Here is a 24866-nt window from a genome sequence, read left to right as displayed (position 1 = left end):
CAGAAAAAGTGGAGAGAAAGAAAAGAGTTTTTTTGGGTAAAATAAAATTTTGGAGGATTAGAAATGGTAAGAGAATATACGGCAGAATTCAAATTGGAAGCTGTTAAGCTGGCAAATGAACAAAGAAAGGTAGGTCAACCAGTTGCAAAAGTAGCAAGAGATCTAGGAATAAGGGATAGTGTATTAGGAAAATGGATGAAGAAATATAACGAAAAAAAGTCAGCGGCAAATGCATTTCCAGATGTAGCACCTTATGACAAAGAGAGGTTTGATTTACAAAGCAAGAGTAACAAGGGAAAGAGACATTTAAAAAAAAGCCCTGGCCAGTCAAAAAGAGTAAAATATTTTTTTATATAGTAACTGCTATAAAGTACAGGAATTATGTAGGATTTTCTGCTAGTGGCTACTATAAGTGGACCACAAGAAAAATAAGCAGTAGAGAATCAGCAAATAAAGAGCTACTCGAAGCTATTCAAAAAATATATCAAGTTTCTAAATGTAGATATGGAGCTCCTAAAATTCATGCTGAATTGAAGGCTTTGGGTAAAAGTTGCAATTTGAAAACGGTGCAAAGTATTATGCAGAAAAATGACATCAGGGCTATACTGAGAAGAAAGTTTAAAATTAAAAAACAACAAACAGATAATAGAGCTGTAGCTCCCAATATATTAGATCAAAACTTTATAGCATTTCTCATAATAGTCCGAACAGGTCATAGGAAGGCAGAATCAACAGCACGACGAAAGGATTCGAATAGAGGAATGTTTTTCCTGGCTCTGTTTTTTATAGCAAACCAATGATGCTCAATTTTGTTGAAATCTGGAGAATAAGGCGGCAGATACAAAATTTCTGCACCAACCCCTTTAGCAAGCTCGATAATCTTATCAGACTTATGAAAAGTAGCATTGTCAAGAATGACAGTCTGTCCAGGTTCCAAGATCGGTGTCAAAAATTGCTCAAACCATCCATTAAAAACATCCATATTACAGTGGCCTTCAAAGGTTAACGGAACAACTATCTTTCTTCCACTTAAGGCTGCAACCATACTGATTCGTTGAGTTTTCTTTCCAGATTTTAAGGCATAAAACCGCTGTCCTTTCTGGCAATATCCGTAGGGGTAGTCTTCGGTGTTATCAATGCCAGACTCATCTATATACACTAAGTTTTTAGGTTCTTTTGTCGCTATAATTTTCAAAAATTCAGCACGTTTTTCTTCGTTTCTTTCCTTGTATCCATATGTCTTTTTTTGCGCGTAAATCCAATTTTTTTAAGGGCTCGATAGATCGTTTGGATACTAACGTTGTTCCAAAGTTTAGCCATTTCCGATAGAGTCTTTCCTCCGTGTTCTCTGGCAAATTTGGCAAAGGTATCCCAGTCGGTAATTTTGTGATTGTAACCCCCATTTCCAAGTTTTTTTGATTGAAAGTCTCCTGTTTCTTTTCTTCTTTGCTGCCACTCCCATAAAGTAGTTCTTCCAATCTTAAATCTTGCTGCCACTGTTTCTCTGCTTTCTCCTTCGTCTAGCGCTTCCATTGCTTTTTTTCTTAAATCATAACTATATGCTGCTGGCATTCAACCTCCTTATCATCATCTACCCTTATCCTATCACATCCGGACTTTTATGGAAAGAGCTATATTGTTGATCAACCAAATAAAGTATGGGATTACTTACATCAAAACCAAGGAGGGATGGCTATATTTGGCAGCAATAATTCTCACGTATGGTAGTTAATGAGTAGTGCAATAAATAAACAATTGGTTATGAACTCTTTATTAATGGCCATTAATAGGCGTAAACCTGTTAAAAATCTACTGCTGCACAGTGACCAAGGTTCACAATATACTGCGCAAGGGTATCAATATCTCTTAGCTGTAAAGAATATAGATGAGTAATAAAGGCTGTTGTTACGACAATTCTGTTGTGGAAAGCTTCTTCAGTTCTCTAAAAAGGGAGTTACCAATAGACACCTCTCGGCACTCTAAACAGCATATCAAAACTGCTATATTTGAATATATAGAAATTTTTTATAACAAACAACGTCACTATTAACTATTGCATTCCTGAGCATTTTGATTCATCATTCTCTTTGTGAAAAACATTCCAAACTTTCTCTCCACTTTTTCTGGGTAAGGTCAAAGGATCTTATGTCTTAAACCTTATCACCAGGCTTAACAAATAGGTGGCCCAATACTATTAACTTTATGGGTTTACCTTCGTTATTTGCTACTATCCAAACCCCATCGCTCTCATGATCAACAATTTCTATTGGTGCAAATACTACATAATTATTATCATCAACAATCTTTATTCCAAGAGCACCTTCGTCACTTAAGCTCAGGGCTGAAGAAGGAACTTTATATGCAAATCTTTCGCCTGAAGGTAGCCTTACGTTGGCAGTTAGTCCCTGCAAGGATATCATTTTATTATTAGTTACCTTTACTTCTACCCTATAAGACCCAGTTTTAGGCTCAGCAATTTTACTAATAAAACTTACTTCACCTGCCAATTCTTTTCCGTCCAGCAAATTAATTTGAGCTGTGCTGCCTAGCTCTATTTTATTTACTTCATTTTCCGAAACGTATAACACTACAAGAATTTGATCGAAATTAACCACGTCAGCTATTTTTTGCCCAGCATTAACAAAATCCCCTTCGTTTGCATTGATTTTATCAATATAACCATCTATAGGAGATGTGACTGCAGTATTTTCTAAATCCAATTCTAGCCTTTTTAGGTCAGCTTTTGCACTTTGTAACGCAGTAAAAGCTGCTTCTACTTGTATTTGTGCCCCATAGCCTTTTTTATTCAGTTTGTGAGAGGAATCATACTCAATTTCACGCTGCTTTAATAAAGCTTTGGCTTTCTGAGCTTGCTCAATCCTGTCATAATCTTCTATCTTTAACACTACATCATCTCTTTTTACCTTTTCACCATCAGGTAAATAAATAGCAATAATCTTACCACTTATTTTTGAGACAAGGCTAGCTCTATGTAAGGGATTTACTGTACCAGAAAAATTTAAATATATAGTGCGGTTTTGCGGCGCACGTTCTTGAGTTTTTACTGAAAAGCTACTAGTTGCATTATCGCTATGAACCGCCTGATCTTTTTTTAAAAATGCACTGCTGATAAAAAACAGTAGAATAAAAGCAATACTGGAAATGATGATTACTTTATTTCTCATCTTTAAACAATAGAATTTGTTGACCAATCTTGTTAGAAACAACTGCATAAATTTTCGAATCAGAAATGTAAGTATAATACATGTACCATTGTCACTCCATAAATAGTTTTATATGAGAACAAACACAAGATTTTCCTATAATAAGTAAGTTTTTTATTGCTAAAATGCAATTTTTAATCGAATAAAATTGCAAACAAAGTTGTGCATAAGACTGGATTTAAAAAAATCTCGAAAAACATACTAAAACTTTTAAATAATAACTTTATATCTAGTGGCTTTGCCTTCTCCAAGACGCTGTAAGTATTTCATCCCTAGCAGTTTCTTTGTAATTGCCTCTACTGTTCTTGGAGGAAATCCTAGAGCTTCTATAGCATCTTTTCTACTAAATTCTTTATCTGCAAGGCTAAGTGCCCACTCCCAGAAGAATAATTGTTTTCTTGATAATAAATATTCAGTATTCTCCCTCTCAAGAATATAATGCGCCTCATTTGCTTGCGTTTTGAGCACATTAAGAAAAAATATTAACCATGGGGAAATATCTTCTTTGCCACTTTTCCAGCTACTTTGTGTTTTATTAAGCGCTAAATAGTAATCAAGTTTGTTAGTTTCAATTATCTTTTCATGTGATACAATAGATACAAAATCATAACCCTGCTGCAACAGCATTAAATTAGTTATCAATCTACTAGTTCTGCCATTTCCATCTTGAAAAGGGTGTATTGCCAAATACTCAAAAACAAAGTTAGCAACAATAATAAGAGGATGCTTAAATTTATTATTTAAGGACCAGTGATACCAATCAATAAGCTCTTGTACTTCCTTTCTAACAAGGTAAGGTGGTGTGGGATCAAAAATTATACCAACAACTTTTCCATTCTGATCTTTTGCCTCAACTCTATTAGAACTTGCTTTGTATTTTCCTCTATGATACAAATCTTTTTCACTATAAAGTAGCATCTGGTTGTTAATGTGCAATATTGATGACTCACTAATTGGAATATCCGTATAATCATGAAATATTAGTTTAAGCATTTCTAAGTAGCCAGCAATTTCTTGCTCATCTCTATTTTTAAATTTTTTGACACGTAGGTTTTTATATAGATCCTCAACTTCTTTATCGGTTAGACGATTTCCTTCAATACGGTTAGAAGCGCCAGAAGATGTAACAATAACTGAATGAGTTAATCTTTCAATTGTTTGTGGTAGTAGTTTTTTCGTTATCTGCCAGCTATTTTTAACACTATCAACTGCAGTAATTAACTCGTACACTTGCTCAATTACAGGCCCTTCTAGGTTGAGACGCGTACTAAGACGAAAATTCTTCCAGTTCATATTCTTCTCACATGCATATTATGTGAGATAATGTGAGATAATGTGATAAAAGTCAATAGTAAACTTTATATGCACAGCAGAGCTAACTACAAAAATTATACATTTTCAAGTGATCCTAACCATATCAAAAACTACAGGGCAAAGCTGTTAGAGGAAGGCTTAATTAGTTAAAAATTTCAATCTTATGTAAAATATTGTCTTATTTTGTAATTTTCTTGTTGACTAACGAGACGATATCTACTTTTCAATAAACTCCATTTGCATTTCTTGTATACTGCTTTCTATTTGCTTTATTTGTTCTATCAACCTTTCCTCTAAGTCAAGATTACCGCTCAGCCTCGCTTCGGTTCTTTCTTTTCGTAATGCATTTAACTCTTTTAGTAACACTATATTATTCCACACAATTTCTGCAGATTTTCTCTCGTTCAGTTGGCTATTTAGTACACTAGTTTTTTCAAATACATACTTTATAACGTTAAACTGTTTCAATTCTTGTAACAAAGCCTCTTTATCGAGTTTGCTTTTGTTACTTATTACATCAATTATACGCTGTTGTAATCTTTTCATCTCATTAGTAAATTCAAAATGAGAAAATTGCTCAAAAAATATAGGACGGTTCAAGATTTCAGGAAATTCTACGGCTATACGCAAAATTACGGCCTGATTTTGCTCTGCTTCAATTAGCTCTGGAGATTTGTTATGAAGATACTCACCTTTTGTTGCTCTAGTTTTACTATTAAAAATCTGTTTTTTGAAGCTACTTCTTAGTTCACTAGCCTTATTGTAAAAATAATCTCTGTAATACCTTCTAATACTGCTGTTGCTAATAGTATTTACATATTCCATGAACTTGTGCTCAAGAATTGAATATTTTTCCGGAGCAAGTTTTTCATAATTTTGCAAATTGCTATCGATTATGTGATGCCATAAATATTCAGAATGAAGTTTTGTTGAGTGATCAAGCGCAATCAATACGTCTTCTTTCTTGTATTCCAGTTCGTTACATATATCGTATGGATCTTTATTACTCGGCAAAGTCACAAATTTTAACGTGTATCCAGGCTCTAATATTGGCAGAGCAAGTTCTGCAACTCGAGTAGCAGCATGACGTCCAGCACTATCGCCATCCATACAGATGGAGATTTCTTTAGCAAATCTCCATAGATTTTTTATCTGCTCTGCAGAAATTGCGGTACCAAGCGGAGCAACTGCATTACTAATTCCTGCTTGATGTAGCGCTATAGCGTCCATATATCCTTCAACAACGAGTATGTGCTGTTTTTTACGTATTTCGCTTAAAGCAAAGTTTAATCCGTATAAATTCTCCCTCTTCTTGAAGAGCTGACTCTCTGGACTGTTTAAATATTTCGGCTGTTGCTCAGAACTTAGCGCACGTCCGCCAAAACCAATAACTCTCCCTGCAATGCTCTGTATAGGAAATATCAGCCGGTCATAAAAATAATCATGAAAATTTTTGTTTACTAATCCAATATCAATTAAAATTTTGTCTTCAATACCTGAAGAGTTTAAATACTCTTTCAAACCAGAGCTTGGTGCATAACCTATCTTAAATTTATCTATGATTTTAGGTGAAATCTTACGCTGCTTTAAATAATCTACAACACTTTGATTTTTTTGTGCAAACCAATTTGCAGCTAAATCAAGCGCTAAAAATAGTTTATTGTCCTCTTTTGTAATACTAAGACTTTTGGGCAGTTCAACACCTGTAACCGATGCTAATCTTTCCAATGCTTCTTTAAAGCTTAATCCTTCAGTTTGTGAAATAAATTCAAATACGTCACCACTAGCCAAGCAACCAAAACAGTAATACAATCCTTTAGTATTACTTACCGAAAAAGATGGGGTTTTTTCGTTATGAAATGGACAGAGCCCAACAAAACTATCTCCTCTTTTTATTAATCTGACTTTTTTACCTACTAGGTCGGATAATAATAATTTTGATTTTATAATATCTATATGATCCATCTTGTGAAATTAGTAGTAGGATAAAAATTATATAGAATTTATACACATCTGACTCGAAATTTATTTCTATAACTAAAGCAATTTAGATTTACCGACAATGTAGCTATACAAATTCAAGAGCAATCCTGTCATCCAGGTAGCCCACAGAAACAAAAAACTTCCTTGACAAAACTCGCCAGCGCCCTTATCATGAAACTGAAGCTATTTATTTATCTTCTCTGTACAGATTAAATGACAAAAAAACTCAACGTATCTGGCGTCTCATGTTTAATTTTTTGCACTATGTGCACCTTATGTCTTTATCAAATTTCCGGGTTTTGACCTACACAAGCTGAAATACGCTTATAAAGCATTTAAAACATTAAAAAACGCCAACTTAAAAAATGGATAGTGAATAACTAGCTACCCTAGGGTTTCTTTTGCCTTTTTTTCTGTTTAGTAAATTTCTTAACGTTTATAATTTAGATTAGTTGCGGCTTAAAAGCAGCTAAATCGCGGTTATTAAGTGTTTAGAATAAAAAAACGCCATACTTGAAAGTATAATGTAAGTAATTAGCCAACCACGGGGCTTCTTTTGCCTTTTTTTTCGTTTGGTAAATTTCTTAATATTTATACAGAAGGTGTCATTCCAGTGCTTGACACTGGAATGGCTTTGTTGCATCGCTCTTCGGATAGTAGGTAACGCACAATAAATTCATGAAGCTATCTCAAATTTAGCCATACCAATATCAGTGAACTTATTGAGCAAATAGCATTTAACAAGTAGTTCCTTCTCTCTATTTGTCTCAGATTTATTCCTAAAACTAAACCCGAATGTTTGTTTCAGTCGCGAGAAAAAACTTTCTATATAAGATCTTTTTCCGTAGTTTGTTTGCCTTTTCCACCTCTTCATTCCATCTTCGCTGCATGATTTTATTAGTCTAATTGCAGCATTTCTCTCAGCCATATAGTCTAACTTTGGATGCTCTGCTGCGTTGTTTTTCGGAGGAATTTTCGTTTTTATACCATATTGATTACACAGCTTATAGAGCTTTTCTCTGTCATATGCCCTATCTGCATATAGTACTTTTATGACATACTGAAAATCGACTTCTTTTAGCAAATCACAAGCTCCATAGTGATCAGCCGTTACTGTATTTTACAGCTATGGCTTTTTTGCTGTTTGTATTCAACATTACATGCAATTTTCTTGTCTGTTCATAGCTGCGATACTTTCTATCTTCGCTATTTTCTTTGCTATGACCAGGAGTGTTGTTGTATATACTAATTCCTGTACTGTCTATAGCAATTTCGATATCTTCCATATTATTTTCTGCAATCATTGATCTTAATATTGAGTTTCTTAAACCTTCTTGATGATTGTGAATAGCTGATAACTTGCAAATTTTTCCCAATTTGCTCAAGGTATCCTGCTATAAACCCAACTGTTTGCCTCAGGCCTATTCTAAATAAACAAGTTATTATGTGCACCAAAATTACAACTTTATCGCTATAAATATTGTTGCCACCTGGTATTTTTGGACCATTCTCGTACCACTTTTCTATGGCTTCGTTGATATAATGAAAAATATTTCCTCTTTTTTCTAGAAATTTGTTATATTCGCTATGGTTACTGACCCTCATTTTTTGTGGCATATTTTTTCTTTCAAGGTTAAATGGCTATTTTATAATGAATTTTGTCAGTAGCCACCAGATTTTTTCAGTTGCTATGCAACAAAGCCCACTGGAATCCAGTTCTTATTATACAGCTATCTGGTGTACTTATTTAAAATTAAGTTTTCTGGATCTCAGTGCCAAAGCACTGGGATGACACCCTTCCTGGCGGAGATTATTCTCAAATCACAATGTTCGTACAGTTGTGGAATGAATTGCGGTATGACGTAGGAAAACCTTAGCTATAGCTTTAGAACTCCCAAAAGGTCAGAAGCATTGAATGACTTGACAGAAAGTTCAAACCCATATAAAATGTCCTTATTTCTTATATGTTAGGTATAGTATCAATTGCCTCAGATCATGCTGGTTATGAATTAAAATCAGAAATAAAACCTTACCTGGAAGCCCTAGGTTACAGAGTAGTAGATCAAGGCTGCACTGCTAAGCAAAAGTGTGTAGATTACCCAAACTATGCTGTTAAAGTTGTAGAAGATATAACAAGCAAAAAAGCAAATTATGGGATATTAATTTGTGGTACAGGTTTGGGCATGAGTACTGTGGCAAATCGTTTTGAAGGAATCTACGCTGCTTTATGTAACAGTGTTGAGATCGCAAAATTAGCTCGCGAGCATGGCAACGCAAATGTACTGTGTCTTGGTGCAGGATTTACTGCGAGTGGATTAGCAAAAGACATAGTCAAACAATTCCTCGAAACAGAATTTTCAAAAGAAAGCAGACATAAAAAACGCCTTGATAAACTCAGCAATATAACCTCTAAGAAAAAAAAAACAAAAACTTATAACGAAGATGAAATATCAAAATTCGCTAAAATGGCAGGCCAGTGGTGGGATGAGAACGGCAAATTCAAACCATTGCACATAATGAATCCTGTTAGAGTATCTTACATTATTGAGAAAATAAAAGAGTTAAAAAAATGCAATTTGAAAGAATTATCATTGCTTGATGTTGGATGCGGTGGTGGCATTTTGTCAGAGTCAATGGCACGCGTTGGCATTAACGTTGTGGGAATAGATGTATGTGAAGAAAACATAAAAGTAGCGCATTCACATGCAAAAAAAGTAGGGTTAAATATAGAATATATACACACCAGCATTGAAGAGCTAAGCAATGACAAGAAGTACGACGTGGTTCTGTTGATGGAAGTAGTTGAACATGTGGATAATTTAGAGCTTTTCATGAAAAAAGCGATAGAACTGCTAAAACCGAATGGGCTGATATTTATATCCACAATAAATAGAACTATCAAATCCTTCTGCCTTGCAATAATTGGTGCAGAGTACATATTAAATTGGCTGCCAAAAGGTACACATAACTGGAATAAATTTCTCAAGCCGTCAGAAATTGCAAATCACTTAAGAGAAAATAATGTAACGCTGCAAAACATGGCTGGCATGGAGTACAACGTAATAAAGCGTGAGTGGAATCTAACTAAAGGCGTGGATGTTAATTATATACTCTGCGGTTTGTTAGATTTAACTCTATAAAAGCACCATTTTCACTTCCAATACTTTGAAGGATCTTGGCCAGCTTTTATACAGTAGCCTTTATTAGTTAGCGCCCAACCGGAACGACAAGCATAATCTGTACCTACACGTTCATATCCAGGAGCAGCAACACACTTTCCATTCTCCAAGGTTTGACCTTTAAAAAGACAACAAACTTCTTTTTCTGTTACCTTTGTTACAATTTGAGGAGCACCAAAAAACACAGCAACAAACATACCCAGTGCGAAAAGTGCAGGCCAAGGCATTCTGCCAAATATTGCAAGTAAGCTTGAACCAATTATTACCACTGTAATCATTGGTCTACCTATTCCATGAACGTAACCTATTACATTACACATTACATCTGTTGCTCCATCAGCGTGTGCATCAAATGCATAGAAAACTATAAATAGAATTACAAGAAAATTTCTCATTGTTCTTTCAATAATCATGCCTGATTGTTTCTTATTTTAATAAAATTTCAGTAAATAGCTTTTTTCAAAAATTATGCTTAACCCAATCAATATTTATTTATTACTGCCTTTTTAATACTATAATTAACTCAGTTGATTTTTATCAAAATGCTAAACCATGGAACAATTCGAGAACTTTTACATCACCACGCCAGTATATTACGTAAACGATAAGCCGCATATTGGTCATGCATACACTTCTCTCTTGTGTGACGTGGTGGCAAGGTTCATGAAACTAGCTGGGAAAAATGTCAAATTTACCACCGGTACAGATGAACATGGACAAAAAATAGAAAAAGCAGCTAAAGCAAAGGAAATGCAGCCAAAAGAATTTACAGATGAAGTGAGCGTTTCATTTAAAGAATTGGCTAAGTTCATGAATTTTGAGTATGACGATTTTATTCGCACTACGGAGGAACGTCACAAAAAAGCAGTTATAGCTTTATGGAATAGACTTGAAGAGAGAGGGCAAATATATTTGGATTCCTATTCGGGTTGGTATTCAGTTCGTGATGAAGCATTTTATCAGGAGTCAGAGCTGATAGATGGCAAAGCACCAACAGGTGCTGAGGTCCAGTGGATAAAAGAAGAGAGTTACTTTTTTCGCTTATCAAACTGGCAAGAAAAATTACTGGAACTCTATAAAAATCAGCCAAGTTTTATCTTTCCTGAGACCAGAAGAAATGAAGTGATATCGTTTGTAAGATCAGGGCTCATTGACCTCTCAATCTCTCGCACTAGTTTTAACTGGGGAATAAAAGTACCAGGTAATGACAAACACGTAATCTATGTTTGGATAGATGCATTAACCAATTATCTTACATCAATAGGTTTCCCTAGTACTGAAGGTGAGGAATATAAGAGGTTTTGGGCAGAACCAGAAACACAGATTCCAGTGTCAAGCACTGGAATGACACCAAACCAAGGGAAAACGCAGATTCCAGTGTCAAGCGCTGCAAACCTAGCTGACAACTCTTTCAACGTTCATGTAATCGGTAAAGACATATTGCGCTTTCATGCTGTATATTGGCCAGCGATTCTCCTTGCAGCAGACCTGCCACTGCCAAAACAAATTGCAGTTCATGGTTGGTGGTTGAACGAGGGAGAGAAAATATCCAAGTCCCTTGGTAATGTCATAGATCCAATTGGCCTCGCTCAAGAGTTTGGTGTTGATCAGCTACGCTATTTTCTCCTTCGGGAAGCAAGATTCGGCCAAGATGGCAACTTTAGTAAGAAAAATATGATCAGCCGGATAAATTCAGAACTGGCAAACAACATAGGCAATTTAGTACAAAGAACAATTTCATTTTTACACAAGCAATGTTCTGGAATTGTACCAACAATCGATCAAAGCCTACTTAAAGGTGAAGAAAGTCTTCCAGGTTGCAAAGCTATACTCGATCAAGTGATGAATCACCTATCAAAGTATGAATTTAACCAGATTATACTTCTAATTATCAACATCTCTTCTGAAGCAAATGCCTACATAGACAAAAGTGCACCCTGGACACTAAGCAAAACTGACAGAGAGCGCATGAATTTAGTAATTTACAAGTTACTGGAATATATCAGGATAATAGGCATTTTATTGCAGCCAATCGTTCCCAAGTCAGCAGAGATGATACTAAATCAACTGCAAATTCCGAAAGAACAACGAGATTTAAAATCTTTGTGCGACGCGTGCGTAAGTTCAGGCATAACATTGCCTAAACCTACGCCGGTTTTTTTGAGGGTTGATGCTAAAGAGGAGAAATAGTGTAAAAACTATTTCTCCTGGATGGGATTATCTTTAGTTAACGACGGTGCACACCGCTGTCTACATATTCAAGTTAGGTGGCAAGTGCCTTAGTTACTTTAGCAAAATGTGATTTAGTAACATCAGCATCTATCACTACTACTTCAGTCATTGCCGACTTAACCTTTCCTAGGCTCCATGCAAACCAGCCTTGACCATTTTCTTCTTTAGTTGGCTGACTTTCTGGGCTAGAAATCTCAGTACCTTTTTCATCACCAGATTCTGCATCATAAAATACATCCTGATCCTCAGAAAGACTCATTAAATACCTTTTAGCAGCATCAACATTTAAATGATCAGGTTGCTTAGGAACGTTATCAATATTCATCTGATTTTCCTGGCTAGGAGTCTCAGTTTTTAAATTTTCTTGTGTAGCCACATTCTTTTTTTCATCAGTTTGCTCTCTTAAAAATTGCCTTACCATCTTCTGTTTTTCTCTAAACAAAAAATCAAATAATATTGGAGAAAGCTCTAGCTTTGCCCCCTCTGGAATAACAATACCATTACCTTGAGATTCACTTGAAAGTTGACTAGCACCACTTGCTTGATCTGCCTTATTACCAAACATCAAGTTTTTAACACTATTCCAGTATGGTGAAAATTTTTCTGAGACCCATGAAAATTCTATTTTAGTTGATGGCATAGTATCATAAACATTTTTTAATTTATTTCCAACACTACTAATTGTCCCTTTTGCTGACTCAATTGATGTATCACAAGTGTTTTTCAAGCTGCTTCCAAAGCTATTAAGTGCACTTTTTACTGGTTCAAATGACGTACCATAAACATCTTTTAAGCCATCTTTAACAATACGAGTTACACGACCACTAATAAATGCTTCTTTTGTAGAAGTAAATGCTTTTTCAGATGCTGTTTTGATATCCTTTGCAAACTCAGCTGATGGCATAGTATCATAAATATTTTTTAATTTATTTCCAACACTATTAAATTTCCCTTTTGCTTGTGAAATAATGGCTTGCTCTTGAGTTTGTACTTCGAAATCTCTCTTAGTAAGCTGCTGGTTTATGCTATCAAATTCTACCGCATTACCTGGCTGAGAAGCATTAATCCTTCTGGTTGCAGCCAACTCATTTTTCATTCTAAAAATCTCCCGATCTTTCTCAGAAATAGTTTTATCTTTATCTTCTATCTCTTTTGCTTGATTAGCCAGTTGAGTATTTCTTTCGGATATTTCTTTTACTTTCTCAGAAATTATTTTACCTTTAGCTTCTACTTTACTTTTTTCATCAGAAAGCTGAGCTTCCTTCTCAGAAATAGTTTTGTTCTTACTAACTGCTGCATACGAAAGTGCAATAGCTACAGCAGAAAATACAGCACCATCAATAATAAATGGAAGGCCAACACTTAATGCTGCAACTGGAGCTAAGAAACCAATATAAGGAGCTGCAGCAAACACTCCAGATGCTAATAAAGTTAAAGCAGCCAGAGTTCCAGCTATATAATAGGGTACATTGTTTTTATTCATCATCTCACGTATTATAAAATATAATACCATTATAAAAGGATTTTTAAGAAGTTGTCAAGCTATCTTTACATAAAAAAAAATAATTGATAAACTTGGGAACAAGAAGATTGCTGTCAAGCTATGAACTATGCCTTTCCGTGTAATCTTTAAATGCACCTCTGTTAGAGTCAAAATATAGCTTCACACTGCCAATTGGTCCATTTCTCTGCTTTGCAATAATGAGCTCTGCAATGTTTCTAATTTTTTCCATTTTCTCTTGCCATTCCCGATGTTTATTGTTTCCTTCATTTGGCTGTTTTCTTAGTTCATAATACTCTTCTCTATAGAGAAACATTACTATATCTGCGTCTTGCTCTATGCTCCCTGAATCACGTAAATCAGAAAGTTGTGGTTTTTTATCATCCCTCTGCTCAACAGAACGAGAGAGCTGAGATAGTGCAACAATGGGAATATTTAGCTCCTTTGCAATTGCTTTCAAACCCTGCGTCACTTCCGAGATTTCTTGCACTCTATTTTCATTACTCCTTTTTGTTGTTCCTCTGATTAGCTGCAAATAATCAATGAATACCACTTCTACATTATATAATTGATACAGCAAGCGTATTCTGGTGCGAAGGGCACTAATTGATAGCGCAGGGGTGTCATCTATGATGAAAGGCAGTTCAGATAATTCTGTACTAGTATTGATAAATTCATGCAATTCAAAATCACTAATTCTCCCGGTTAATGCCTTATAATAACTAATTCCTGAATCTATAGTGATCAGCCTTGCAGTTAATTGCTCTGCTGACATTTCAAGCGAGAAAAACGCTACATAGTGTTGCTTATCTGCTCTTTTTTGCAACATCTTACAAGCATTAAGTGCGATGTTTAGCGCCAATGCTGTTTTACCCATAGAAGGCCTTGCAGCTAAAATTAATAAATCAGATTTTTGTAGACCACCAAGAAGCTGATTTAGATCTTGAAGTCCGGTTGTAACGCCTAGCGCTTCTGGATTATTTTTCAGTGTGCTGATCTTCTCAACTACATCTTTAATTGAACTTGCAAGTTTTATATATGTTTTCTCACCTTGTTTTTTTACTGCCAAATTGAACAATTTTGTCATTGCTTGTTCAATTTGCGCCTGTGCAGGATTTTCAATATCGTAGTTGTAGCTATCACCAACTATTTCTTGCCCGAGCTTGATTAAACATCTCCTTAAGTAAGTATCACGGATTATTCTAGTCAAACTATAAATATCAAGTGCAATACTTGCCTTCGCTGCAAGCTTTGCTAAGTACTCTACCCCACCACACTCGGTAAATGCTTGGTCGTTTTCAAAAAACATTTTAAGGCTCAGTTCATTGGCAACTATGCCATGTTTTCTGGTTTTAGATATTTGCGTAAAAATACTTTGATGCAGTGGATCATAGAAATTTTCTGCTGTAATTGTGTCTTCAACTGCATCACAGATTCTATTATCACGAATCATTGCACCAATAAGCATCTGTTCAGCTTCTAAATTATGCGGTAATTTACATATTTCCTTATCTACACTTCTTGAACTGAGGAGATTGGCTAATTCATTCATTTTAAGTTTTGAGAGTAATTGTTGATTATTGTAGAATATTTAGTTTTGATTTGAAAGACATATAAAATTTGACTAATTCCGTGTTGCCTATAGCATTAAAACTTAATGCCCCTGTGGTGGAATGGTAGACACGGCAGACTCAAAATCTGTTGCTTGCAAAAGCATGCTGGTTCAAGTCCGGCCAGGGGCACGTTAAATATTGGAAAGTATATATATGTTACATAAATTTTTTAATCGTTTATTTTCTATTTTTTCTTCTATAAATGTTATTCAAAAGGTAAAGAAAGATGAAAATGGGATATGTTATGTAACGGGCCTCAGGCGCTATATATCAGTATTGCTTGATTTGATTATTATCGTTTTGTTCTTGCAGTTTTGCAGCCAAGCCTTAAATCAGCTCTTTATGAACTCAGAGGATAGCAAAATATTAAGTCAAATTGCTGCAAAATCCCCAATGCAAGCACCACTGTCTGCGGAAGAAAAGACAACGCAGAGTAGACTTATAAAATTACTAATCCTAAATCAAATAGTCCAGTTTATTATGCTCTTTTGCTATGTAATATATATGTGGGTAAAGTTTGCTACTACACCTGGAAAACTATTATTTGGGCTTAGAGTTGTGGATGCACAAACTTTCGAAAAGATGACCCTAAAACAAGCAACAAAGAGATTTTTTTCCTTTATATTGTCAGTTGCACCATTGTTCTTGGGCTTTTTATGGTCAAATTTCAACAAACGCTGTCAAACTTGGCACGATAAGATCGCAGGCACAGTGGTTGTCACGAGTAAAAGCCTTAGAAGGCAGAGCTAAAAACTACTTGACACCCTTCGCCAGCCCCTTTATCATGATACTGAAGGTATTCATTTATCTTCAATCTGTGCAGATTAAACGACAACAGTATTACGTATTGGCGTCTTATTTTTAATTTTTTGCACTATGTGCATGCACTGGGATGACACCTCTGGGCACTGCCGTCGTAAAGGAACCAGTGTCAGCTACTCGGATGACAAAGGAAGACAGTGTCTCAGCTACTTTCATGACACCATTTGCTGTCTTTAAAAATGAATGTTCTTACAATTGTGCGTCATGCGCTTTATTAAATATTTTACTTAAAAATCTAATTTCTTATTATACAAGAGATAAGCAATTCATTGATGATGAAAAATTACAAAAAGGGGCATAGAAAGCGCCTAAGAGAGAAAATTATTTCAGATAATGGACAATCATTACTTGATTATGAAGTTTTAGAGCACATTTTATATTCAGCATATAGTAGAATTGATGTAAAACCGGTGGCAAAGAGTTTGATAGAAAGTTTTGGCAGCTTAAATAAAGTTTTTAATGCTGACCTGGAAGCGCTGCAAAACGTTGATGATGTCAGCAATGCAGCGATATCTGCCATCTTTTGTGTAAAACAAGCCTTTGTTCGTTCTGCAAGAGAAGAAATAAAAAACCTGCCTGTAATCGATAACTGGGAAAAATTGCTTGATTATTTAAGAATAAGTATAGGAAGCCTCAATAAGGAAAATTTTCGTGTCATCTATATGAATAAAAAGTATCGTCTAATAGCGGAAGACCTGCAAAATATTGGTACAGTAGATCAAACTCCTCTTTATGTCAGAGAGATCATCAAGCGCGCACTTTTGATTGGTTCAACATCCATTGTAATATCTCACAATCATCCAAGCGGAGATACACAACCTTCAAATAGCGATATATCTCTCACTAGACAACTAGCAGAAGCTTGCCAAAGTATAGGAATAGAATTAATAGACCACATTATTATTACATTCAGTAGCTATTTTAGTTTCAAGGAAAATAGGTTGTTGTGAAAGCCTTTATAGCTACAGTAACTTAGATTTACCGACAATCGTCATTCCGCTACGTGTTAGCGGCTAAGAGATACCGTGAATGAATCGCGGTATGACGTAGATTGCTGTCATCCCGCTGCTTGTTAGCGGCTGAGATACCGCCGCGGTATAGTAACTCGTCATCCCGCTACGTGTTAGCGGGATCTATCCGCGGTGGTATGACGGTAAGATTTATTGTGGCATGATGGTGTAGTATAATGTTGATAAACCTCAGTTACTTTAGCTATAAACGATTAAGATGAAGTTATCATATATCTATATACTTACAAATAAAGCTAATAGCACATTATATATTGGTGTAACTGCAAATTTGATCAAGAGGATTTGGGAACACAAAAACAAAATTGTTTCAGGTTTTACATCAAGATATAATGTAAATAAACTTGTATATTTTGAAGAGTTTGAAGATATAAGTTTAGCTATTGCAAGAGAAAGGCGCCTGAAAGGATGGCCAAGGCAGTGGAAAATTAATTTGATCAATCAAAAGAATCCTAGCTGGGTTGACTTATATTACTTAGCTTTAAGATAGCTATGCTGAGATCCCGCTAACACGTAGCGGGATGACGAGAAAGGAGTGGCGGTATGACGGTTCGCGGTGGTATGACGTAGTAGCTATTTCTTGCAATCAAGTTTCGTTAAAAGTCAGATTGAATGGTTAAATCTTCCACCCAAATAACCACGCACTCTACTTGCTTGTTTGGATATATTTCTTGTACTAAGGTTTTATAGATTAACATCTGTTTTTTTATTTCATTTAATAAGGAAACAGAAACGTTACGGTGTGATTTGTAGTCAATTATGATTGCTTTATCTTGCGTTATGCATAGCCTATCTAGTCGTACTAATACTGACTTGCCATCAATTGTTCCACTCAGTGTAATCTCTGATTTGCCTTCCAAGTCAAACAAATAGCCATATTTTTCATTAAAGGCTAATATTTTACTGTAAATTTCATCCTTATCTTCGCTGATGTTATCAAGGTATTTTCTGACCCAATTTTTTCTCCTTTCTTTTTCTATCTTGGGCATATACTGCAATATGCTGTGAATAATCAGGCCTCTTGCATAACCATCTGTCATCCAAGTAGCTGACACTGGGATCCATTCTGCTCCTTCTTTTTCACTGGATTCCAGCGTCACGCGCTGGGATGACACCGAAGAGTGGGCTAAAGCTGGTGGAAGGGAAATGACCGGAACGTCAAAGTAATCACGTTTTTTATAAATGTAAGGGTAGTTTGCATTCACGCATAATACTTCAACTTTTTCTTTAAATATTGGCCGTAAACCCCTTTGTTTCTTTTCATATGGTTCTCCATACTTAGTGATTAGATCATACCAAGAGCCCTTTTGCACTGGCTCTTTACTTAAGATGTATAACTCATCTTCAGCACGCGTGAGTGCTACGTATAATAAACGCAAATATTCATTATAATCCTCTAGTTTTTTCTCTCTTTTTACTTGATCGCAATAAGCGTTGTTGTTTTTTCCACACCAAAATGGTGCTTCCGTTCCATCAAAGATAATGCTTTCACTGTTTCTTGGCACTGTGTTTGTATCAACCAAAAATACTATGGGAGCTTGCAGACCTTTTGATTTGTGAATTGTCATTATTCGCACAGCATTGCGTTCTGATTGCATATCATTCTTAATCTCCGGATTATTCTCCTTGATCCATTGAACAAACGCTTGAAGAGATGGGTTTTCAAATTGCAACACGAGGTTCATAAATTCGTCTAGGACCTCAAAGCACTCAAGACCTAGCCTTGCAGCAAATTTCTTCTTACCTGTACGTAATATATGCGTAAATAGTGCAAGAGGAGACTCTATGCGAGATAAGTTAATGAGATAGTTTAATTCACTATAGATAACCACAGAATAATCGTGAATTCTTTCCCATAGTGAATGCTCTTTACGGTCGTATGCAATGTTAAATAAATCATCCTCGGTGAAATTAAATAGCGGTGATTTTAAAGCATTTGCAAGAGCTAAATCATTTGCCTGGAGGAGTAAAAATTCGGCCAAAGCTATTAAGTCCTGCACGGCTATATAGTTCATAATTCTAAAATAATCCCGGCCTACAACTGGCACATTTGCTTTTTTAAGTTCGCTTATTATGTAATCAACTAACACGTTTCGTTGTCGCACCAAAATCATAATGTCTCTTGGCTCTATATGGCGATCTTTAGCGACTAAAATCCGCCCTTCGTTTAACCAATTGTGAATTCTGTTAGCTATTGTTTGAGCAAGTAATCGATCTGCTATTGTATAACCTTCCTTGCATGTCAGAGGAATTTGTAAAGCTCGCTGTTCTTTCTCTTTGCGCCTTGGTAACGCTGGCCAAATTTCAATATATCCTTGGTCATTTTCTCTATGTGGAACATGTTTTATTTCATTATCATTAAAAGATATTTCTGCGCGGAAGTTATTAAATATTCTATCTACAAGCATCAAAACTTCTGGAGTTGAGCGAAATGACTTTTCAAGTTGGCATGATATCCAATCTCTACCACCAGTTTTCGTATGAAAGTATTGTTGCATATAGTTGAATAGATGGGGATTTGCTCCTTGAAATCTGTATATGGATTGTTTTACGTCACCAACTACAAATAAGGTTCGCTTTTCATCATTACCGGCAAAAAATTCATCGCAGAGATTTGTTATAATTTTCCACTGGCTGATGCTATTGTCTTGTGCCTCGTCAACAAGGATGTGATCTATTTTTTGATCCAAGTTAAACAATATCCAATCTTTATAGTTTGGATTGCTGAGAAGATTTGTTGCTAAGTCAATTATATCATTGTAGTCAAGCAGTGCATTTTTTGATTTTTCACTATTATACAAATCAACATATACTTTAAATACACCAAGTAAGCTACTGGTTTTCTTGAATATTTGATAAGAGTTCATGTCTCTTATATGGGTAAATACTACATTCTGAACGCTCTCTATTATTTGCTCTGCATCTTTGAATTTCTCCAAAATACTTTTTGTTGCAATGGATGATATGCTCTTTTTTTCGTGCGATTCTGATTTTAGAAATACCTTGGCTAGGTTTTCTATTTTGGTGTCATTCCACTTTATTCCGGTGTCATCTGAGTAGCTGACACTGGTTCTTTTTTTCTGGATCCCAGCTGGGATGACAGTAGAATAAAGTATTTCACTATAACTCTGATCTCTTTTACTGCCTTCACTTAATATCTCGGCTAGTCTTTCCACGTGCTCGATTGTTTCACTCTGTAAGTCATGAATTTCATCTGGGGCGCTCAATTTATCTTTGATATATTTCGAATCATTTGCTGATATCGATCTTTTTATACATAAAGTATAAAGCAAATCGCGTAGTTTATTTTCATCAATTTCAGTTGCAATAAGGTTGATATCATCCTGCACAGTTTCGTTATGAAGCACTTTATTGAATATGATGGAATGTAATTCTTTGCATTCGCTCAGCGTGCAATTTGGAGCAATGCCAGCTTCTATAGGAAAGCTGGAGATTAATTTGTAACAGAAAGCGTGTATGGTTTGTATAGTTAGACCAAGATTTTCCAGTTCAGAGAAAAGCCTTCTTGCTCTTGTTAAATAATCTTTATTTTTTCTGGATCCCAGTGTCACGCACTGGGATGACATTGGAAAGAAATCTAGTTGTTCTAGATCTGCTGCCAACACACTATCTGAACATATTGCCCACTTACTGAGTATGCTGTGAATGCGATTCTCCATTTCGTTTGCTGCAGCATTGGTGAATGTTAAGCAAAGAATATTTCTTTTGTTTTCTAATAAAAGTCTCAATACTCTGTCTATTAAGATTTTTGTTTTGCCTGTACCAGCGGACGCATTTACCCACACAGAGAAATTAGGATTTATGGCATTTGATCTCATCAGAAGTGCGAGAACCTTATAAAAGTTGACTAGAATAGCATTATACATATAATGTAAAAATAGTGTTAGTGAAGATATATAATGAAAAGTTTTTGTGTAAAGGCGCCTGCAAAAATCAATCTTTTTTTGCATGTTGTAGACAAAAAAGAAACAGGGTATCACTTGATTGAAGGTTTATTTGTCTTTGCTAATCTCTCTAATTTTTTGGAAATAAAAGTAGGTGAGAAGGATTCTAGATACGATAACTCTACAGTTGAATTTATAAACTCCGAGTCTAAAATAAATAACCAATATAACACTGTAATGAAAGCGGTTAATCTGCTGCTTAGGTATGCTCCTGTACGCACTAAAGTCACTGTAAAGGTTGTAAAAAACATACCAATTGCTGCAGGACTTGGTAGCGGATCCTCAGATGCTGGAGCTGTGGTACGTACGCTAGGGAAGCTGTGGGAGATTGATAGGACGATTTTAAATGAAATAGCCTTAAACGTTGGTGCTGATGTTCCCGCAAGCGTAGATAGCAAGCCAGTTTTTGTTAGAGGTATTGGCGAAGAATTATGCCACATTAAAAAATTCTCTTTACCTACAAATGTGGTGCTTGTGAAACCGAAAAAAAAGTTTTTGAGTACACCAGATGTATTTTCCAAACATGAAGGAAAATTTTCTGAGCCAATTAAATGGAGCGATGACGCTGAAAAGGATTTGTTGAAGCTTCTTAAAGAGACGAGAAACGATCTTCAAGAAATAGCAATAAGCTTTGTACCTGAAATTAAGGATGTGATATCAACACTTGAGTCACAAGAAGGCTCTATACTTTCTCGCATGTCAGGCAGTGGTGTATCATGTTTTGGAATATTCGATAGTGAGGAAAATGCAAAAGCTGCTGCAGTTAATATCGGAAAAAAGCAACCAGAATGGTGGGTATGTGACACTCAATTAATAGTTTGACTTATGCCCTTAATTTCCGAGAATAAAAATCTTATAAATGGTTACAGGGAAGGAAAATTTTTGGTGAATAATAGAGAATATTGCGGCTCAATTATAATTTTTCCTGAAAAGGTGATTAAATTGAAAGAAAGTGATATAAACAGCAAGGAGTATTTTGAATCTTTTTTAACAGAGGAAATAGAAATTTTGTTAATAGGTACTGGTAAAACACGCAATATACTAAGTTCTTCAGTGAAGTCCTATCTTATGGAACAAAAAGGTTTAAATTTTGAATTTATGACAACAGGTTCTGCATGCAGAACCCATAATATTCTGATATCCGAAGATAGATTTGTTGTCAGTTATCTAATAGCCATATAGCATGTTTGAAATGTTTACCCAGGATTTTTTCATCAACAGTCTAGTTGCAGTAGTCGTAATTAGCCTAGTAACAGGCGCTTTAGGATCGTTTATGATATGGCAAAGGTTATCTTATCTTGGTGATAGTTTGTCCCATTCTTCATTGCTTGGTATTGCACTTGCTTTGATCTTTAAGATTAGCCCATCGCTTAGCATAATGCTCATTGCAATTACATTTGCTATACTACTTTCTCTTAATTTTAACAGATTATATTCTGCTGATACGATATTGAACATTGTTACCAATGTAGTTTTATCATCGAGTTTAATACTTATGTCTTTTCTTCCATCTGGCAATAATAGTATTATTAGCTCACTGTTTGGTGATATATTAACGCTCGATCAAAGTGATATAATATCGATTTTTTTAACCTCTCTAATAGTTACTTTGATATTAATATTTAGATGGCGTTATTGGTTAATGATTTCAATTAATCAAGATTTAGCAGTAGTTGAAAAAATTAATGTTACCTTTGTTAGACTAGAATTTTTAATCACTCTTGCTATATTTATAGCAATTGCTGCCCAACTAATAGGAATATTACTCATTGCTGCATTTTTGCTAATACCAGCAGCATCTGCAAGGCTCATTTCGAAAACTCCAATGCAGATGATTATTGTTGCAACAGTTTTTTCTGTGATCTCTGGGATATCAGGTCTCATGTTATCTGCAAGTTTTGATTTGTTAACTGGACCTGCAATTATACTTGTTGCAGCGGTATATTTAATTATCGCTTATTTTATAAGGCTAGTATTAAGCAGGTTGGCTTAATTTTGATCTCGAATGTTAATAATTTTGTAATATACTCATTATAAAACATCACTATCTTAGCACAAAATAGTTTTTGCTATACTATTATTTATATGCTAATGATAAGTTGTTAATTTTATGGAGTAAGCAATATGAGCGAAGAAGGATTTTTTTCCAAATATATATCTCAACCTGTGAAAAAATTTTATAATTATATTACAGGAAAAACAGAAGAGTCAGATGATGTAGCAGGCGATGTGCATAATATTGCACAAGGAGACTCAGAGTCTTTGGATACTCATGTACAGTCAAATGAGAATGATATCATATAGATAGCATGAGGGTCACACCATCCAAAGTTAAAAAATTCCTAGAGAAACCTGATGCTTTACGTGGTGTGTTAATTCATGGAAGTGATAACAGTAGGGTTGATTTTTATGTACAAGAAATAATTGCTAATTTGGGTGAGTATTCAGTTCAGGTGATGGATTTTGCAATAGTGAATAAGTCACCCAGTTTACTGTTTTCTGAATTGGCAAACGTTTCGATGTTTACCAGCAAAAAATTAATTAAGCTGATAAATGTGAGTGGAGGTATATCCAAAGAGTTAAAAAACGTATTGGATTATAACGCAAGTGGTCACTATGTAATGATGGTAGCAAGTGATCTTCCATATAATTCTGCGACTAAAAGTTATATGGAGAGTTCAAAAATTTTTGGTGTGATTGCTTGCTATAAGGACAGCAACAGCAATCTTTATGACATTATATCAAGTTACTTAAAACAAAATGATATAAAATGCACAAATGAGATAATCTACCATTTGCAATCTTACTTTAATCATAGCAAGCTGCCTATATGTTCAGAACTTGAGAAGTTAGTTTTATACTTAGGGGAGAGAAAAGACCTAAAACTTACTGATATAGAATTATGCTTTTCAACTTCTGGCAACGACTATGCTACACTTGATGATCTATGCTCTGCCATAGCAAGTAAAGATATGTCGCGCTTCATTAGAATTTCTGATGTATTGATATCGCAAGAAAATTTTTCACCGATAGCACTAATTCGCATTATATCAAATTATTTCCTACGCCTTGAAAACGTTTTGCTGTCAGTGCAAGGTGGAATGAGTGAGCAGGCTGCGATTGATCAGCTAAGCCCTCCATTGTTTTTTAAACAATTGCAGAGCTTTAAATCTCATTTGAAAAGTTTGCAACTTTCAGAACTTAAGAAGATCTTGGAAAAATTGATAAGCTTAGAAGTTACCTGTAAAAAAACTGACTTGGATCATAAAATGATTTTTCAACATGCACTGACGAGTAGCTGACTACTCAGATCCAGCCTTTCTTATAATTTCATCAAAATGTTGTATTTTAACATAAAATAGCTGCTTTTATGCCTACCAAAATTCATTCTTTAGTGTGTGTCTCACAAGTATTCTTTGCTAATAGGATATTTTCGAATATAATTGAATATAACTAGATAAAAATACAGATATGTTTGACATTTCAAAAATTGTAATAACACCTGAAATGTTAAAATTAGTTGCTGAAATTGATGAATTTAAAGGAGCATGGCAATTGTTTGGTAATTTAGCTCCAGAACGTTTACAAATGCTCAAGAAAATTGCAACAATTGAAAGTATTGGTTCTTCTACCCGTATTGAAGGGGCAAAACTATCAGACCGTGAAATTGAACAATTATTATCCAAACTTGATACACGTTCATTTCGTTCTCTAGATGAACGAGAAATAGCCGGATATGCGTATGTGTGTGAAGAAGTATTTCAAAATTTTAAAAAGATGCCATTTACAGAAAACACTATAAAACAGTTTCACATCTGGCTTTTACAATTTTCATATAAAGATCAAAGGCACATGGGAGAATATAAAAAATTCCCCAATCATGTTGAAGCGTTTGATGAATCTGGAAAAAGCTTGGGCATAGTTTTTGAAACCATACGCGTCAAGTTAAGGAAATAAAGGTATGAAAGAGATAGAATAATAAGGTATAAGTTCTCCCAGATATAC

The 24866-nt window shown here is 35.1% G+C and carries 22 protein-coding genes, 1 tRNA gene and 2 pseudogenes; 16 read left to right on the top strand and 9 right to left on the bottom strand.

What is annotated here, in order from left to right:
- Positions 1-63: 63 nt before the first annotated feature.
- The gene (locus ACQH2Q_RS01195; RefSeq protein WP_007548709.1) at positions 64-357 is read left to right on the top strand and encodes a transposase; all 294 of its coding nucleotides are present in this window, start codon (positions 64-66) and stop codon (positions 355-357) included.
- Positions 342-800 carry an IS3 family transposase gene (locus ACQH2Q_RS01190; RefSeq protein ID WP_425383603.1) on the top strand — a complete coding sequence of 153 codons (459 nt, stop codon included), beginning with the start codon at positions 342-344 and terminating at the stop codon, positions 798-800. The genes ACQH2Q_RS01195 and ACQH2Q_RS01190 overlap by 16 nt, the downstream gene beginning before the upstream one ends.
- Here the strand turns inward: ACQH2Q_RS01190 and ACQH2Q_RS01185 are convergent.
- Positions 713-1572, bottom strand: a protein-coding gene (locus ACQH2Q_RS01185; RefSeq protein ID WP_264705388.1) for an IS630 family transposase whose coding sequence is annotated in 2 segments (ribosomal slippage) — positions 713-1248 and positions 1248-1572 — 861 coding nt in all. Because the reading frame shifts where the segments join, the coding sequence is not laid out codon by codon here. The genes ACQH2Q_RS01190 and ACQH2Q_RS01185 overlap by 88 nt on opposite strands.
- A gap of 63 nt (positions 1573-1635) precedes the next feature.
- Between ACQH2Q_RS01185 and ACQH2Q_RS01180 the strand changes: the two are divergent.
- Positions 1636-2093 (top strand): annotated as a pseudogene (locus tag ACQH2Q_RS01180) (transposase); the annotation flags it as partial.
- Positions 2094-2150: 57 nt separating this feature from the next.
- On the opposite strand, the gene ACQH2Q_RS01175 reads toward ACQH2Q_RS01180, so the two are convergent.
- The 4 genes and pseudogenes from ACQH2Q_RS01175 to ACQH2Q_RS01160 form a co-directional block, all read right to left on the bottom strand.
- Complete coding sequence (locus ACQH2Q_RS01175; protein ID WP_265023831.1) at positions 2151-3233, bottom strand: efflux RND transporter periplasmic adaptor subunit; 1083 nt, start codon at positions 3231-3233, stop codon at positions 2151-2153.
- A 201-nt stretch (positions 3234-3434) separates the two neighbouring features.
- Positions 3435-4517: a Fic family protein gene (locus tag ACQH2Q_RS01170; protein WP_213863077.1), complete on the bottom strand. Its 1083-nt coding sequence runs from the start codon at positions 4515-4517 to the stop codon at positions 3435-3437.
- A 237-nt stretch (positions 4518-4754) separates the two neighbouring features.
- Entirely contained in the window at positions 4755-6503 is a 1749-nt protein-coding gene (dnaG, locus tag ACQH2Q_RS01165) for a DNA primase (RefSeq protein WP_265023830.1), read from the bottom strand.
- A gap of 694 nt (positions 6504-7197) precedes the next feature.
- A pseudogene (locus ACQH2Q_RS01160) lies at positions 7198-8138 on the bottom strand (IS5 family transposase).
- A 347-nt stretch (positions 8139-8485) separates the two neighbouring features.
- On the opposite strand from ACQH2Q_RS01160, the gene ubiG reads away from it, so the two are divergent.
- The gene (gene ubiG, locus ACQH2Q_RS01155; protein ID WP_174515933.1) at positions 8486-9661 is read left to right on the top strand and encodes a bifunctional 2-polyprenyl-6-hydroxyphenol methylase/3-demethylubiquinol 3-O-methyltransferase UbiG; all 1176 of its coding nucleotides are present in this window, start codon (positions 8486-8488) and stop codon (positions 9659-9661) included.
- A gap of 11 nt (positions 9662-9672) precedes the next feature.
- On the opposite strand, the gene ACQH2Q_RS01150 is transcribed toward ubiG, so the two are convergent.
- A complete protein-coding gene (locus ACQH2Q_RS01150) occupies positions 9673-10095 on the bottom strand; it encodes a TrbC/VirB2 family protein (RefSeq protein WP_341817429.1) in 423 nt (140 codons plus the stop codon).
- A 157-nt stretch (positions 10096-10252) separates the two neighbouring features.
- On the opposite strand from ACQH2Q_RS01150, the gene metG reads away from it, so the two are divergent.
- Positions 10253-11890 (top strand): methionine--tRNA ligase, encoded by a 1638-nt coding sequence (gene metG, locus ACQH2Q_RS01145; protein ID WP_425383521.1) that lies wholly within the window; start codon positions 10253-10255, stop codon positions 11888-11890.
- A gap of 73 nt (positions 11891-11963) precedes the next feature.
- On the opposite strand, the gene ACQH2Q_RS01140 is transcribed toward metG, so the two are convergent.
- A complete protein-coding gene (locus ACQH2Q_RS01140; RefSeq protein WP_425383520.1) occupies positions 11964-13445 on the bottom strand; it encodes a hypothetical protein in 1482 nt (493 codons plus the stop codon).
- Positions 13446-13533: 88 nt separating this feature from the next.
- The gene (locus ACQH2Q_RS01135) at positions 13534-14985 is read right to left on the bottom strand and encodes a replicative DNA helicase (protein ID WP_015589094.1); all 1452 of its coding nucleotides are present in this window, start codon (positions 14983-14985) and stop codon (positions 13534-13536) included.
- Positions 14986-15092: 107 nt separating this feature from the next.
- On the opposite strand from ACQH2Q_RS01135, the gene ACQH2Q_RS01130 reads away from it, so the two are divergent.
- The 5 genes from ACQH2Q_RS01130 (at position 15093) to ACQH2Q_RS01110 (ending at position 17386) form a co-directional block, all read left to right on the top strand.
- Positions 15093-15175 (top strand) — tRNA-Leu (locus ACQH2Q_RS01130).
- Between the two features lie 24 nt (positions 15176-15199).
- Complete coding sequence (locus ACQH2Q_RS01125; protein WP_015589093.1) at positions 15200-15796, top strand: RDD family protein; 597 nt, start codon at positions 15200-15202, stop codon at positions 15794-15796.
- A 142-nt stretch (positions 15797-15938) separates the two neighbouring features.
- Positions 15939-16169 (top strand): hypothetical protein, encoded by a 231-nt coding sequence (locus ACQH2Q_RS01120; RefSeq protein ID WP_041573522.1) that lies wholly within the window; start codon positions 15939-15941, stop codon positions 16167-16169.
- The gene (gene radC / locus ACQH2Q_RS01115) at positions 16144-16818 is read left to right on the top strand and encodes a RadC family protein (protein WP_425383519.1); all 675 of its coding nucleotides are present in this window, start codon (positions 16144-16146) and stop codon (positions 16816-16818) included. Before ACQH2Q_RS01120 ends, radC begins: the two co-directional genes overlap by 26 nt.
- Positions 16819-17095: 277 nt before the next feature.
- Positions 17096-17386, top strand: a complete 291-nt coding sequence (locus ACQH2Q_RS01110) for a GIY-YIG nuclease family protein (RefSeq protein ID WP_425383518.1) — start codon at positions 17096-17098, stop codon at positions 17384-17386.
- Positions 17387-17492: 106 nt separating this feature from the next.
- Here ACQH2Q_RS01110 and ACQH2Q_RS01105 read toward each other — a convergent pair whose 3' ends face one another.
- Positions 17493-20735 (bottom strand): UvrD-helicase domain-containing protein, encoded by a 3243-nt coding sequence (locus ACQH2Q_RS01105; RefSeq protein WP_425383517.1) that lies wholly within the window; start codon positions 20733-20735, stop codon positions 17493-17495.
- A gap of 81 nt (positions 20736-20816) precedes the next feature.
- Here ACQH2Q_RS01105 and ACQH2Q_RS01100 point away from each other — a divergent pair, with 81 nt between their 5' ends.
- The 6 genes from ACQH2Q_RS01100 (at position 20817) to ACQH2Q_RS01075 (ending at position 24818) form a co-directional block, all read left to right on the top strand.
- Complete coding sequence (locus tag ACQH2Q_RS01100; RefSeq protein WP_425383516.1) at positions 20817-21683, top strand: 4-(cytidine 5'-diphospho)-2-C-methyl-D-erythritol kinase; 867 nt, start codon at positions 20817-20819, stop codon at positions 21681-21683.
- A 3-nt stretch (positions 21684-21686) separates the two neighbouring features.
- A complete protein-coding gene (locus tag ACQH2Q_RS01095) occupies positions 21687-22043 on the top strand; it encodes an Mth938-like domain-containing protein (RefSeq protein ID WP_209472851.1) in 357 nt (118 codons plus the stop codon).
- Position 22044: 1 nt separating this feature from the next.
- Complete coding sequence (locus ACQH2Q_RS01090; RefSeq protein WP_182309433.1) at positions 22045-22854, top strand: metal ABC transporter permease; 810 nt, start codon at positions 22045-22047, stop codon at positions 22852-22854.
- Positions 22855-22985: 131 nt separating this feature from the next.
- Positions 22986-23165, top strand: a complete 180-nt coding sequence (locus tag ACQH2Q_RS01085; protein WP_010082539.1) for a hypothetical protein — start codon at positions 22986-22988, stop codon at positions 23163-23165.
- Between the two features lie 5 nt (positions 23166-23170).
- A complete protein-coding gene (gene holA, locus ACQH2Q_RS01080) occupies positions 23171-24163 on the top strand; it encodes a DNA polymerase III subunit delta (RefSeq protein WP_182309435.1) in 993 nt (330 codons plus the stop codon).
- A gap of 169 nt (positions 24164-24332) precedes the next feature.
- Positions 24333-24818 (top strand): hypothetical protein, encoded by a 486-nt coding sequence (locus tag ACQH2Q_RS01075; protein ID WP_338481540.1) that lies wholly within the window; start codon positions 24333-24335, stop codon positions 24816-24818.
- The last annotated feature ends 48 nt before the right edge of the window (positions 24819-24866 follow it).

Source organism: Wolbachia endosymbiont (group A) of Melieria omissa (genome assembly GCF_964031125.1).
GTDB lineage: Bacteria > Pseudomonadota > Alphaproteobacteria > Rickettsiales > Anaplasmataceae > Wolbachia > Wolbachia pipientis.
The sequence above is the reverse complement of the archived record's forward strand: the minus strand, read 5'-3'. Positions and strand labels throughout refer to the sequence as shown.

Coding starts and splice junctions, on each gene's coding strand:
- ACQH2Q_RS01195 (WP_007548709.1), top strand. CDS start 64: ATGGTAAGAGAATATACGGCAGAATTCAAATTGGAAGCTGTTAAGCTG.
- ACQH2Q_RS01175 (WP_265023831.1), bottom strand. CDS start 3,233: ATGCAGTTGTTTCTAACAAGATTGGTCAACAAATTCTATTGTTTAAAG.
- ACQH2Q_RS01170 (WP_213863077.1), bottom strand. CDS start 4,517: ATGAACTGGAAGAATTTTCGTCTTAGTACGCGTCTCAACCTAGAAGGG.
- dnaG (WP_265023830.1), bottom strand. CDS start 6,503: ATGGATCATATAGATATTATAAAATCAAAATTATTATTATCCGACCTA.
- ubiG (WP_174515933.1), top strand. CDS start 8,486: ATGTTAGGTATAGTATCAATTGCCTCAGATCATGCTGGTTATGAATTA.
- ACQH2Q_RS01150 (WP_341817429.1), bottom strand. CDS start 10,095: ATGAGAAATTTTCTTGTAATTCTATTTATAGTTTTCTATGCATTTGAT.
- metG (WP_425383521.1), top strand. CDS start 10,253: ATGGAACAATTCGAGAACTTTTACATCACCACGCCAGTATATTACGTA.
- ACQH2Q_RS01140 (WP_425383520.1), bottom strand. CDS start 13,445: ATGGTATTATATTTTATAATACGTGAGATGATGAATAAAAACAATGTA.
- ACQH2Q_RS01135 (WP_015589094.1), bottom strand. CDS start 14,985: ATGAATGAATTAGCCAATCTCCTCAGTTCAAGAAGTGTAGATAAGGAA.
- ACQH2Q_RS01125 (WP_015589093.1), top strand. CDS start 15,200: ATGTTACATAAATTTTTTAATCGTTTATTTTCTATTTTTTCTTCTATA.
- ACQH2Q_RS01120 (WP_041573522.1), top strand. CDS start 15,939: ATGACACCTCTGGGCACTGCCGTCGTAAAGGAACCAGTGTCAGCTACT.
- radC (WP_425383519.1), top strand. CDS start 16,144: ATGAAAAATTACAAAAAGGGGCATAGAAAGCGCCTAAGAGAGAAAATT.
- ACQH2Q_RS01110 (WP_425383518.1), top strand. CDS start 17,096: ATGAAGTTATCATATATCTATATACTTACAAATAAAGCTAATAGCACA.
- ACQH2Q_RS01105 (WP_425383517.1), bottom strand. CDS start 20,735: ATGAGATCAAATGCCATAAATCCTAATTTCTCTGTGTGGGTAAATGCG.
- ACQH2Q_RS01100 (WP_425383516.1), top strand. CDS start 20,817: ATGAAAAGTTTTTGTGTAAAGGCGCCTGCAAAAATCAATCTTTTTTTG.
- ACQH2Q_RS01095 (WP_209472851.1), top strand. CDS start 21,687: ATGCCCTTAATTTCCGAGAATAAAAATCTTATAAATGGTTACAGGGAA.
- ACQH2Q_RS01090 (WP_182309433.1), top strand. CDS start 22,045: ATGTTTGAAATGTTTACCCAGGATTTTTTCATCAACAGTCTAGTTGCA.
- ACQH2Q_RS01085 (WP_010082539.1), top strand. CDS start 22,986: ATGAGCGAAGAAGGATTTTTTTCCAAATATATATCTCAACCTGTGAAA.
- holA (WP_182309435.1), top strand. CDS start 23,171: ATGAGGGTCACACCATCCAAAGTTAAAAAATTCCTAGAGAAACCTGAT.
- ACQH2Q_RS01075 (WP_338481540.1), top strand. CDS start 24,333: ATGTTTGACATTTCAAAAATTGTAATAACACCTGAAATGTTAAAATTA.